Source organism: Micromonospora sp. DT4 (genome assembly GCF_049841675.1).
Taxonomy (GTDB): Bacteria; Actinomycetota; Actinomycetes; order Mycobacteriales; family Micromonosporaceae; genus Micromonospora.
The window spans coordinates 1-12,740 of the sequence record NZ_JBNCKT010000135.1; the positions used below are offsets into that span (position 1 = coordinate 1).

Below are 12,740 nucleotides of genomic sequence, written 5' to 3' on the forward strand. Positions count from 1 at the left end.
TCCTGTTCGCCATGCTCCGCGACAAAACGCCCTACCAGGCACGTCCCGCCGCCATCGCGGCTTGACAAAAACATAGGGACACCCCCCGGAGTGGACCTCGTTGGTTAGGGCCGACCGGTCGCCGCCCTCCGGCAGGCCATGGAGCGCAGCCTCACCGGCACGGTCACCATGGACGCCTCGGTCAAGGCCGGCAACCAGTCGATCACCCTGACCAGCAAGGTGGACCCGGCCGCCAAGGCGATTCACGTCACCGGCACCGCCCCGGAGCCGATCGAGGCACGCCTGATCGGCGACGCCGCCTACATCAAGTCGGACGAGCTCGACGGCGAACCGAAGAACGGGCATGCCCGGCTGCACATCGACGTCAATCCCACCGACCGCGACCAGGACGACGAGCTCGAGCGCCTCCTGGCCGCCGGGGCCAGGCCGATCGACATCGGCCAGCCTGCGGACGCGTCCTGGCATGTCCTCGCCGACCCAGAAGGCAACGAGTTCTGCCTGCTCAAGCGCCGCCTCGACCCACTGTGACGGTCCTCGCGCAAACGATCGACGCAGCCGCCGACGAGATCGGGCGAGCCATCAACGACTGGTGCTCCCGGCAGGATTCGAACCTGCGACACACGGCTGTCAACCGCACCACCTATCGTTGACGGTCGACACCTGGCAAGGGCTTTCGGGGGGTTAACGGGGGCAAGACAGCCCGCCAGGCACGATCCTGGCGGGCCTCGTCACTCCCACGCGGAGCCAGACCCCTGGGCCTGCAGTACGAGCATCTTTCACGCCTGCCGGCCAATCGTTCAAAGACTTATCGCCCAGAGACGTGAAGGAATTGTCCTTCGTAAACGAATTCGGCAGGACCGGTCATCACCATCTCATTGGCAACATCCGACCAGTCGATGTCGAGATTGCCGCCAGGTAGGGTGACCGTAACTTTACGATCAATGCGCCCCCGCCGCATTAAAACGGCCGCAGCGGCACAGGCACCACTACCGCAGGCCAAAGTCTCTCCAGCTCCGTATTCGTAAACCCGTAAGCCAATATGATCACGCGCTATTATTTCGGCGAAGCCGACATTGACTGTTGGCGGAAAGTATCGTGAACTCTGCAAGGCCCGCCCCACCTGAGAAACTGGGGCGGTGGCTAGACTTTCTACCTCGATCACCGCATGTGGATTTCCCATAGACACAGCCGAGAATTCCAGGTGCAGACCGTCGTCCAAATCGGCGTCATATAGGCTTTGCTCGTTGTCGAACCCGAAAACAGGAATCTGCTCCGGCGTGAACTGCGGTTGGCCCATCATGATACTGAACAGCTGTGACGTCAGCACGTCCACCCCATGCGTCCCGGCTGGACTATCAATCGTGAACCGGGGCCCACGCGCCAAGCCTGCGCGAAGAACCCAAGCAGCAATGCATCGTGCACCGTTCCCGCATTGCCGGGAGGGCGAGCCATCGGCGGTCCAAATTTCGAAGGAAGCGACAGCCTGCGCACTGCGTGGCGCTTTAACGCCGAGAATGAGATCGCAACCAACGCCAGCGTGGCGGTCGGCCAACGCGCGGCACAATCCTGGTGATGGATCCTGGCCATGACGCAGGTCAAGCACGACGAAGTCGTTGCCGGCACCATGCATCTTGCTGAAATGAAGTGCGCTCGAGGTGTTAATTGGTCCCCTCCAAGGAAACAGCGGGTGGATTCAAGTGATCATGGCGACGCGCAGCCTCCGATCTGGTTTGCTCGATCATCTTCACGCTGCCCTCGCCCGTTGCGTGACCACGATGCAGCCGAGGACGATGACCGCGGTCACCAGCACGGTGGCGCTCAGGTGCTCACCCAGCAGAATTACAGCCCACACCAGCGTCAGCAGTGGCTGGGCGAGTTGGAGCTGACTCGCCCTCACCACGCCGATGAGACCCATGCCGCGATACCAGACCACGAACCCGCCGAACTGCGAGATGCCCGCAATGTATGCCATGCCCACCATGGCCTCGGCTGTTAGACGCACCGGTTCGTATGGGAGCGCAACCGCGCACACTGCGAGGTTGACAGGCGCGGCTAGAACGACGCCCCAGGCGATGACTTGCCAGCCGGGCATGCGCGCGGAGAGCCGCCCGCCTTCGGCATACCCGGCAGCGCAGACCAGCAGCGCGCCGAAGAGGTAGAGATCGGCGATCGTCGGTTGACCGTGGTTTTGCGAGATGGTGAACGCGATGACGGTGGCCGCGCCGATGGAAGCCGCCGCCCAGAACGCTTTCGATGGACGGCGTCCGGTACGCAGAGCGGAAATAGTCGCGGTGGCCATCGGAAGCAGTCCAATGACAACTGCTGAGTGCGCTGTGGACGATGTCTGCAGGGCGAAGGTGGTGAGTAGCGGAAAGCCGATGGCGCAGCCGGCTGCCACGACGGCGAGGGTACGCCAGTCGCCGCGGGCGGGTAGCGGCGCTCCCGTCGCGATGAGAGCGATGACTGCGATAGCCGCAGCGAGGACGCCACGGACTCCTGTGGCACTCCACGGACCGAAGCCGTCGAGCGCCCATTGGGTCGCCGGGAAGCTGAACGAGAAACTCAGCACGCCGAGCGCGGCGAGCACCGTCCCACTCGACAGTGGCGATATCCGCGCCGCGACGATAGTGCTATCGTTGACACTCATGAATCATGATAGCAGTGCGAGCTCGTTGGCAAGTGCTATCGCAGAAGAGGTATCGCTACTACCCGAGGGTGCCCGCATCGCCACTCATCGGGAGTTGGTGCGCCGATTCACCGCGAGCGGCACCACCGTCTCCGCGGCGCTCGCACTCCTTGCTCAGCGCGGGCTCATCGTGTCCCGACCCGGTGCCGGGACCTTCCGCACGGCGGCCCGCCCTGTGGCCCACATCGGGGATACCTCGTGGCAGGAGTCGACCCTGGACGTCGCGAGCGGGGGACCATCATCGCTCCGCACCTCGCGCGACTTCAAGGCACCTGCACTGATGGGGATCCTGTCGACGTCAGGGTCGGACATCATCGACCTGAACGGCGGCTATCTCCATCCCGGGTTGCAGCCGCTGGGTCCCCTGTCCACGGCGTTGTCTCGCGCGGCGAAACGTCCGGAGGCATGGGACCGCCCGCCCGCCGGCGGGGTGCCCGAGCTACGCGATTGGTTCGCCGCCGACATCGGCGGCTGCCTCGGCCGCCACGACATACTCGTCTGCGGAGCCGGGCAGAGTGCGCTGGCAACGGCATTGCGCGCACTCGCCCAGCCGGGAGACCCGGTTATTCTCGAGTCGCCGACCTATCCGGGCACCATCGCGGCCGCCCATGCGGCGGGCCTGCGAACCGTGCCAGTTCCCCTCGACGCCAACGGTATGTGCTCGGATCACCTCGATCAAGCCCTCACTCGTACGCGGGCACGCGTCGTCATCGTCCAGCCGCTGTTCCAGAACCCCACCGGGGTGAGCCTCTCGGTAGCTCGGCAAGAGGAGATCCGAGCCATCGCGCGCCGCCACGCGGCCTTCGTCATCGAGGATGACTTCGCCAGGCACATGGCGCACGCAGACGCCATCCCCTCGCCACCTCCGATGATCTTCGGTGACCCGGACGGGACGGTCGTTCACATCAGATCGCTGACGAAGGTGACCTCGCCGAATCTGCGCGTCGGTGCAATCGCAGCCCGAGGACCGGTCCTGGCCCGACTGCGGTCTGCGCACATCATCGACACCCTGTTCGTACCCGCTCCGCTGCAGGTCACGGCACTGGAGGTGGTCACCGCCGCCGGGTGGAGACGCGCCCTGAAAGTGCTCGGCGCCGCACTCGCGCACCGCTGCAACGTAGCCACCGACGCAGTATTGGCGACGTTCGGCGACGACGCTCTCGCCTTACGCCCTCGCGGCGGCTACCACCTCTGGGTCTCGCTACCGGCACACCTCGACGAGCACCAACTCGTGACTGCCGCTCTCGCGAAGGGCGTTGCCATCACACCCGGCACGAACTACTACATCACCGATAGCAGCGTCATGCATGTCCGTCTCAGCTATGTTGCGGCGCCCTCGCCGTCCGACGTTGACAACGCCATTCGCCGACTCGCGCCGCTCATCGTCGAGCCCTGACCTTTAGTCGTGCTGCCACGGTTTCCGCCAACCGAGTCGCACCGTGGTCGGTGAACGACAGGTTCAGCGACGGCTCACACAGCTCCAGTTCCAATACGACCGGCGCACCACTAGCGCTGCGGATTACATCGACCCGGGCGTAGACCAGCGGACGTTCCAGCATCAGATGCGCGCCGGCCGCCGCAAGCGCCGCCGAGGCAACGGCACGTTCATCCGCGTCGGCTTCACGGGCCGTGCGGCTTTCGAAGGTAGGGACCTTCACCGTGCCGTCCGACATGAGCATCGCGCTCTTGCGAATGGCATGACTGTAAACGCCATCGAAATATACCAAGTCAGTCTCGCCGTCGCGGTCGACCGACTCCACGTATGGCTGGAGCAGCGCAGCGAAGCCGTCGGATCGCATCCGTGCGACATGGGCAGCCGCGTCGGCCTCCATAGAACGGACGAAGCGCTGTACGTCCTTGGAGTAGGCGCCGACCGTGGGCTTGACGACGATTTCCTTGGCTTCGGGATGCCCTGCCAAGAATTGCTGCACCGCGACGGCCGGATCCGTGTCCGGTGAGACGATCGTGCTGGGCACCACCGGTACGCCAAGTACGGCGAGATCGGCCATGTACGACTTGTTCAAGCTCCAACGGACCACGGGCAGCGGATTGTGGAGTTCCGTCACGACAGCGACGCGCTCGCACCAAGCCAGAAAGGCCGGCAAGCGGTCCACATAGGTCCAAGGAGAGCGCAGCAGCACTGCTTCGTACGCGGACCAGTCGGTGGTGGGGTCCTCCCAGTCCCGCACCTCGGCGGTGAGCCCGGAAGCCGCACAGGCTTCGAGCAGCAGTGCCATGTCGTAGTCATTCGGAAGACTGGTCTCATCGGTGACCAATGCAACCTTATTCACTGTATGAACTCCTTTACCACGGGAGGGCTTCGCCAAGGTGGACATAGCTGCCGCTCGGGCCGTCAGCGTGGAGCAGCGCCATGGCGACGCTCGTCCTCGCGCCGACAGAGACCTCTAGGTCACCCGCTCCGTCGTTCATGTCCGTCTTGGTGTAGCCGGGATGAACCGAGTTGACCTTTATCGGAGTGTCCCGCAACTCGTACGCTAGGTGCACGGTCCAGGAGTTCACCGCGCTCTTGGAGGCGCTGTAGGCGGGCAGGGATTTGAACGCGTCACTGTAGACATACGACGTCGGATCGCTGTGCTTGGTCAGCGACGCCAGCAGGCTGGAGACGTTGACGATACGTCCCGCCTCGGACTTGCGAATGAGCGGCAGGAACGCCGTCGTCACCTCGACGACGCCAAACAAGTTGGTGTTGAACGTCGTCCGCCACTGCGCCATGGGCTGCTCGGAGGGCTGCTTGCCGTATTCCTCAATGCGGATTCCCGCGTTGTTGACCAGGATGTCGAGGCGGCCGTACTTCTCCGAAACTTCCGCGGCGGCCGTCGCGATGCTCTCTGGTTCGGTAACGTCCAGGTTGAGCGGCGAGACGTCGGCCCCCATGCCCCGCAGGCTCGCCACGGCTTCCGTCACCGCGTCACTCCGACGGCCGGCGATCAGCGTGTGGACACCGTTTCCCGCCAACTGTCGTGCGATCTCGTGACCGATGCCGCGGTTGGCGCCGGTGACGAGCGCGACCTTCGGACGGACCTGCGACATGGTTCTCTCCTAACTACCACATTACTGACAAGAACTTGGCAATCGGCGGGCCAAAGCGGGCGATGTCGACTAGGAAAGCGTCGTGCCCCTCGTCCGATGTCATCGCTCTGAACTGCACATCCGTTCCGCTCCTGCTGAGCCCGTCCGCGATCTCGCGCTGCTGGTGCAGCGGGAACAGCGTGTCGGTTTCCACCCCGATCACCAGCGCAGCGTCGAGGCACAGCCGCGACAGCACCGCTGGCGCAGTGCTTCCGCATGATTCGCCGAGGTCGAACAGATCGATGCACCTGCTGAGGTAGAGATAGGCGTTGGGATCGAAGTTGTGCACAAACCGGTCGGCGTGCGCCTGGAGGTAGGCCTCGACCCGGAATTCGGCGCCGAACGGGCCGTTCCCCGTCCGGTGTCCTGCGGCCAGCCTCGTGCGGCCGAAGCGCTGATCCCATTCGCGGGCCGAGCGATAGGTCATCATGCCCAGCTTGCGTGCGAGGAGCATTCCGGACCGCGGATAGTGCCCGGGGTCGTCCCGGTAGCGCCCATTCGACCACTGTGGGTCGGATCGGATTGCCTCGCGCTGCAGCGAGCGGATGGCGATCGCGTAGGGCAGGGAGTGCACCGCTCCAGAGATATTGATGTGGCTCCGGGCCAGACCCGGGTGGCGAGCCAGCAGCGACAGCGCGCTCATCCCGCCCATGGAGGTACCGACGACGCAAGCCACGGTGTCGATGTGCAGCGCGCGGAGCAGGAAGGTCGCCGCATCGGCGATGTCCTCGATAGACACCTGCGGGAACTCCAGCCCGTAGCGCTCACCGGTGGCGGGATTGACCGAGGCCGGCCCCGTGGAGCCCTTGCAACTGCCCAGCGCGGCCATGCAGATCACATGCCAGCGGTCTGTATCGATCGGCTTACCCGACCCCACCATGTGCTCCCACCAGCCGGGACTGGGGTCATCGGGGTGCGCGGCAACGTGCGCATCAGGAGACATGCCGGTTAGGATCAGAACGACGTTGTCCCGGGCCTCGTTCAGTCGCCCGACGGCCTCGTAGGCGATCCTAGCTCCGTTGAGTACACCCCCGCGCCTCATTGCGAACCCGTCGGGCAACGAGATAAAACGGGTAGCTGGAGGAACGAACTCCTTCATCCGCGAACCCGATCAGATCGCGCCGGAGCCGGCATCCAGCGAGGCAAGCCACTCGTCGTCCGACTCCTCGTTCATGCCGTCGAACAGGAATGTAGACAGGTAGCGCTCACCGGTGTCGGGAAGCATCGCGAGTAGCACCGAACCCTCCGGCGCCGTCTCGGCAGACCGCAGGGCTGTCGCCAGCGTCGCGCCGGCCGAGATGCCGACGAAAATGCCCTCCTCGGCGGCCAGGCGGCGCGCGGTGTCGCGGGCAACGACCTCGTCCATAGTCACAAGCTCGTCGATGACGGTCTCGTCGAGAACGCTGGGCACGAAGTTGGGGGCCAAGCCCTGAATCTGGTGCACGTTCCAGTCCTTGCCGGCCAAGACGGCGGCGTTCTCCGGCTCTAGGACGACGATGCGTACGGTAGGGCGCGCCAGCTTCAGCATCTGGCCGACGCCGGTCAGTGTGCCGGTGGTACCGAAGCCCGTGACGAAGTAGTCCAAGCGTTGTCCGGCAAAGTCGCCCATGATCTCGGCCGCGGTGGTCTCCCGGTGGTACGCCGGATTGGCCGGATTGTCGAACTGCCGAGCCCGGAACCAGCCGTGCTTCTCGGCTAGTTCGTCGGCGATCCGGTTGCCGCCGCTGCTGCCGAGGGCGCCGGGGAAGAGGAGCACCTTGCCGCCATACGCGCGGATCAGTTTGCGCCGTTCTTTGGAGTAGGTGTCGCCCATCACGGCCACGAATTGGTAGCCCTTGGCGGCGGCCACCATCGCGAATGCGATACCGACGTTGCCCGAGGTGCACTCCACGATCGTGTCGCCGGGCTTGAGTAGCCCCTTGGCCTCGGCGTCCAGGATCACGCCGAGGGCGAGACGGTCTTTGACCGAACCACCGGGGTTGAAGGACTCGACCTTCACATAGACCTTCGTGTGCGCCGGGGCCATCCGGTGGAGCCGAACGATGGGGGTGCGGCCGATGGTGTCGAGGATGCTGTCGTAGAGGGGCATGCGCGAACCGTCCTCCGAGATCAGGCCGCAGCGAGCGCGGGGGAAACCATGTCGAGGATCACGGCGAGGGCCTGCTCGATCTGCTCCTCGTCCATCGGGGCGTTAAACTCGGCCAACTCGACGCCAATCAGCTGCCCCCTAGGAATAGCCTCGAAGATTGCCCGAATCTGCGCGGGAAGCAGGCCATCGGGAACCGTGTAGTCCGCAGGGACCGAACCCGGATCCATGACGTCCCAGTCGATGTGGATCCACACCTGTGCGCCACCGACGGCGGCCAGGACGCTCTCGGCCGTTGTCTGCCTCGGCGGGATAACCCGTACTCCCGCATTTTCGATGAGCGTCTGCTCAACCGGGTCGATGTCGCGGGTGCCGACGAGGATCGCCTGCTCGGGCTTTAGTCCGGCTCCGTGGCCGCTGTCCCAGAGACCACACGCACCGGACAGCACCATGCCGCCCAGATAGCCGGTGTCGGTGGTCACCGGGGTGTTGAAGTCACCGTGCGCGTCGATGTAGAGCACGACGGCATCGGGAAACCTCTGTGCGACCACCGGCAGAGTGGCGAGGCTGACGGAGCACGTGTTATTGAGCAAGATCGGAAAGTTGCCGCTGTCGAGGCTCGTGGTGACGGCACTCGCCATGGTGAGCAACGTCTCGCGGGCTTGGGGAAGGCTTTCGGTCCAATCGTCCTTCACGGCCGGCGCCGGCGTTCCGATATACCGGGCGGAGAGCCCATAGCGCTCCTCCACGGCGCGCGCTGTACGTGCCGCGCCCTCGATCATCCGCGCCGCCCGGTCCGCCACCCGTCCTTGAGAGACGATGAGGTCGATCATCAACATAAATCCTTTCCATCCGAATCGTTGCCATGACTGCCGACGAGCGAGACGTTGTCGTGCCGGTCGACCGCGAACGGGCATCGATCTGTCCGCTCGGCATCGTCCTCGGCGAGGCTGTACTGAAGCCACTCAAGGGCGCCGCCGCCGTAGGTGCTGAGGTGCCGTGAACGGGGGATGCCGTCGAAACGGTCGATGCGGTCACGGATGTTCGCCCGCACTTTGCGACCGCTGGGGGTGTCACCGGCGAAGAGGTCGAACCGTTCCCGCGGGTTGATGACGATCATGAAGTGCGCGCCGAGATTGCGACTGCGCCGCCGGCGATGGGCCGGGCTGCTCATGTTGCAGAAGAGCGGCATGCCGTTGAAGCACATCGACCAATCCGGGGAGTCCGGTTCCTTCGCCACGTACTCAGGCCAGGGCGCGGGGTCAATCTCGTGGAGTTCGGAGAGAACGCGCCAACCGAAGGCGTGGTAGTCATCGACGGTCCGCGCCTGCACCGCAACCTCGGCGAACGCCACCACCAAGGGATATGCGGTGTCGAGGTGGCCATCCCAGCGCATGGAGAGTTCCACATAGCCCTTGAGGCCATCGGCCAGGTACTGGATGCCGCTCTTGTCGACGCTTTCCACGAAGATGAACCTTACGATTTCCTTCCTGAACGCGTTGCGTGAAAAGATGCACGGAAAACCGGTATCACCGAGTCTCGATTTGAGATCCTCGAACGCAGATCGGTGCCAGCCCTCAGCGTGCTCGGCCACGTGCTTCTGTGGGCGAAGTATTGTCGCCTCACTAGACAAATTCAATTGTAGCCCCGTTACCTTTTTGATCGTCCCCAGCCGAGGACTGGTCGGTCACCTGGTCCGGTATGACTTACTGCCCCTGCAGCATTGATGATCCAGAAAGTGGTCGCCGGCCGGGTGGTGCCGATAAACCGCTGATAGGGACACGGCCACCCGCTCGTCGGGTAGGTCTCTTCGTAATTGGATCGGCAGGCGACGCCTGATCGACCGAGTCGCGGGGAGGCAATAGCGGTGCGGCGACTACCAGGTGTTCCTCGGTCTGGATGTCGACAAGGACGGCCACCACGCCGTCGCGCTGATCCGGGACGGCAAGTGGCTGCACGACGCATCGCTGGTCAACACCGAGCTGTCGCGGTGCGGCCGCCCAGCTGGTCTGGGCAAAACCGGCCGCCGAAACTCACCGCCGTCGCCGTCCAAAACGCTTCCAGCACTACGACGCCTCCTGACAATGGGTAATCACACCACTACGGCTTGCCGTTAGATATTGACATGCAGCAGTCCGCTCGACAATCGGTGGGCACGGTGACACAAATCACATGCAGCCTCCACTCACGGTAGTCGACTACTTGATAAAGGGCTTGCCTAACCACCCCTTAATGCCCCAAGGGCTACTGAATGACGAACCAGCACCCTCGGACAGCCGCCAACCGCCAAGTCTTCGGAAATTTTGTTGGCCACCCGGTTTGCCCACAAGCCCTTGACTTTAAGTCGGCTGCATGAGCGTCCTCGGTAAATCTGGGCAGATTAGATGGCCTAAGTTTGTCAATACCCACTTCTGCCCGCTTTGCCCGATAAAGTCTGCCAAGGGTACCAGAAGTCGCATTGGACCTTTCGGTGCAAGGGAATCGTGACTTCTGTAGCGCCTGACTTCGAGGTGTTCGCTGGTGGTTGACCTGGAGGATGGCCAAGGCTGCCGCGACGATGCCGCCGGTCTTCCAACGAGCGTTGAAGGAGGCGCGGAGATCGATGCCAAGAGCGCCAAAGCCCAAGCCTCGCTCGCCGCCAAGCAGGTCACGAACAGGCACTGCATCGTCAAGCGCGCCCCGGTCTCGCCCCGGATAGTTCCGACACCCTGCAACAGCTCGGCGCCGGCAAAGCGACGACCGAGCCTGGGCGCCGCCACCACGACCCACGCCAGGCCGAATAGACGTGCAAGGACAGCAACCGATAGCCCACGAGGCGACCGCCAGAATCCGATCACCCAAGGGTGCTATGGGGGTCCAGGGGACGGCTCAAAGCAAAATAGATGTACATCTAAGCATTCGTCGGCTGGCCGCTGGTTAGGCCTCGTGCGCGTGCCCTGCAGGGTTCACAACTGCGACAGACGGGAACATGACTGGCTTGGTCCTCTCGCAGCGTTGGCGAAGGCGACGATCTCGTCGAGGTTCGGTCGGGGGCTGTCGCTGGGTGTCCACTTCGCGTTCGGGTACATCGAGTTGAACTCCGTCGAAGCTGCCTCTGCGTGTACCTCGGTGCGGTGGGCATCGGCGTGTGCACGCTGGGTGGGGCTCTCGTCCTGCCGCTGCGGGATTTGGTTCATGCCAAGCTGGCCGTGTTGTTAGGGGTTGAGTCGGTGGGTGAGGGCGGTGTGACGGCGGCCGGCGCCGACGGTGCGTACGGCGGCGGCCAATGCCCTCCGGGAGCCGACGAGGACGACGAGTTTCTTCGCTCTCGTGATGGCGGTGTAAAGCAGGTTGCGTTGCAGCATCATCCAGGCGCTGGTCGTGATCGGGATGACGACCGCCGGGTACTCGGAGCCCTGCGAGCGGTGGATCGTCATCGCGTAGGCGTGGGCCAGCTCGTCGAGTTCGTCGAAGTCGTAGTCGATGAGTTCGTCCTCGTCGGTGCGTACGGTCAGGGCCTGCTCGTCGGTGGATAGGGCGGTGACGACCCCGACGGTGCCGTTGAACACTCCTGATTGACCTTTGTCATAGTTGTTGCGGATCTGGGTGACCTTATCGCCGATACGGAACACTCTGCCGCCGACCCGGCGTTCCGGCATGCCCTCCCGCGCTGGGGTGAGCTGCTGCTGCAACAGCGTGTTCAGCGCACCTGCTCCGGCTGGGCCGCGGTGCATCGGAGCGAGGACCTGCACGTCACGGCGCGCGTCGAGTCCGAAGCGTTTCGCGATGCGGGTGCACGCCACGTCGACGGTCAGCGCGGCGGTGGCCTCGGTGTCGTCGCTCGGAAAGAGGAAGAAGTCGCTCATGCCCTGCAGGACCGGCGGCCGGCCGGCGTTGATCCGGTGGGCGTTGCTGACCACACCGGAGTCGGCGGCTTGACGGAACACCTGCGTGAGCCGCACCCGGGGAACCGAGTTGGCGGCGAGGAGATCCCGCAGCACCTCTCCGGCGCCGACGGACGGGAGCTGGTCGACGTCACCGACCAGCAGCAGATGTGCCCCGGGCGGGACGGCCTTGATCAGTTTGTTGGCCAGGATCAGATCGAGCATGGACGCCTCGTCCACCACCAGCAGATCAACGTCCAGGGGTGTGTCCCGGTCGTAGGTGGGTTCCCCGCCGGGTTGCAGTTTCAGCAACCGGTGCACCGTCGCCGCTGGCTGGCCGGTCAGTTCGGCGAGGCGTTTCGCGGCCCGCCCGGTCGGCGCGACGAGCAGGATCTTCGCCTTCTTGACGGCGGCGAGTTCGACGATGGAACGGACGGTGAAGCTTTTGCCGCAGCCAGGGCCTCCGGTGAGCACGGCGACCTTCGACGTCAGCGCCAACCGGACGGCCTGTTCCTGCTCGGGGGCCAGGTCGGTGCCGGTGCGTGCCTTCAGCCAGCTCAGTGCTTTATCCCAGTCGATGCCAGCGAACTGCGCCATCCGATCCGTGCGGCCACTGAGCAGCCGCAACACGGAGCTGGCCAGGGACTGTTCGGCGCGGTGGAACGGCACTAGGTAGATCGCCCCAACCGGCTCGTCCGGGCCGGGTAGCAGCTCGCGGACGACGCCTTCCTCATTGACAAGGTCGTCGAGGCAGCGGACGGTCAGCTCAGCTGGCACGTCGAGGATCTTCACCGCGTCCGCGACCAGTTGTGGGGCGGGTAGGTAGCAGTGGCCATTGTCAGTAGCCTGCGACAGCGTGTACTGCAATCCTGCTTTGACCCGTTGCGGGCAGTCGTGCGGGATCCCGACGGCCTGGGCGATCGTATCGGCGGTCTTATTTGACCCGTAAGGCAAATAGTTGATGGTCAGGAGGCGGCGTAGCGGACTTCGGGCTTGCGGAACAAGGATTTCACGA

General features: G+C 64.3%; 11 protein-coding genes. 2 read left to right on the top strand and 9 right to left on the bottom strand.

Annotated features, from left to right (window positions below):
* Window positions 1-138: 138 nt before the first annotated feature.
* Entirely contained in the window at window positions 139-528 is a 390-nt protein-coding gene (locus ACLQ24_RS25735) for a VOC family protein (protein ID WP_425894280.1), read from the top strand.
* 277 nt (window positions 529-805) lie between these two features.
* Here ACLQ24_RS25735 and dapF read toward each other — a convergent pair whose 3' ends face one another.
* Complete coding sequence (gene dapF / locus ACLQ24_RS25740; protein ID WP_425894281.1) at window positions 806-1,630, bottom strand: diaminopimelate epimerase; 825 nt, start codon at window positions 1,628-1,630, stop codon at window positions 806-808.
* 114 nt (window positions 1,631-1,744) lie between these two features.
* On the bottom strand, window positions 1,745-2,647 hold the full coding sequence (locus ACLQ24_RS25745; protein ID WP_425894282.1) for a DMT family transporter: 903 nt from the start codon (window positions 2,645-2,647) through the stop codon (window positions 1,745-1,747).
* A gap of 97 nt (window positions 2,648-2,744) precedes the next feature.
* Here ACLQ24_RS25745 and ACLQ24_RS25750 point away from each other — a divergent pair, with 97 nt between their 5' ends.
* Entirely contained in the window at window positions 2,745-4,082 is a 1,338-nt protein-coding gene (locus tag ACLQ24_RS25750) for a PLP-dependent aminotransferase family protein (protein WP_425894283.1), read from the top strand.
* Here ACLQ24_RS25750 and ACLQ24_RS25755 read toward each other — a convergent pair.
* From ACLQ24_RS25755 to recD2, 7 genes are all read right to left on the bottom strand, one after another.
* Window positions 4,066-4,977, bottom strand: a complete 912-nt coding sequence (locus ACLQ24_RS25755) for an ATP-grasp domain-containing protein (RefSeq protein ID WP_425894284.1) — start codon at window positions 4,975-4,977, stop codon at window positions 4,066-4,068. The two genes, ACLQ24_RS25750 and ACLQ24_RS25755, sit on opposite strands and share 17 nt — an antisense overlap.
* A 13-nt stretch (window positions 4,978-4,990) precedes the next feature.
* A complete protein-coding gene (locus ACLQ24_RS25760; RefSeq protein ID WP_425894285.1) occupies window positions 4,991-5,737 on the bottom strand; it encodes an SDR family oxidoreductase in 747 nt (248 codons plus the stop codon).
* Between the two features lie 13 nt (window positions 5,738-5,750).
* Complete coding sequence (gene metX, locus ACLQ24_RS25765; protein ID WP_425894286.1) at window positions 5,751-6,875, bottom strand: homoserine O-acetyltransferase MetX; 1,125 nt, start codon at window positions 6,873-6,875, stop codon at window positions 5,751-5,753.
* A 12-nt stretch (window positions 6,876-6,887) separates the two neighbouring features.
* Window positions 6,888-7,865: a cysteine synthase A gene (gene cysK / locus ACLQ24_RS25770; protein ID WP_425894287.1), complete on the bottom strand. Its 978-nt coding sequence runs from the start codon at window positions 7,863-7,865 to the stop codon at window positions 6,888-6,890.
* Between the two features lie 20 nt (window positions 7,866-7,885).
* Window positions 7,886-8,695, bottom strand: coding sequence for an arginase family protein (locus ACLQ24_RS25775; RefSeq protein ID WP_425894288.1), 810 nt, complete (start codon window positions 8,693-8,695; stop codon window positions 7,886-7,888).
* Window positions 8,695-9,456: a YqcI/YcgG family protein gene (locus tag ACLQ24_RS25780; RefSeq protein ID WP_425894289.1), complete on the bottom strand. Its 762-nt coding sequence runs from the start codon at window positions 9,454-9,456 to the stop codon at window positions 8,695-8,697. Before ACLQ24_RS25780 ends, ACLQ24_RS25775 begins: the two co-directional genes overlap by 1 nt.
* 1,600 nt (window positions 9,457-11,056) lie before the next feature.
* Window positions 11,057-12,740, bottom strand: a 1,684-nt coding sequence (gene recD2 / locus ACLQ24_RS25785) for an SF1B family DNA helicase RecD2 (RefSeq protein WP_425894290.1), incomplete at its 5' end; no start/stop codon positions are given.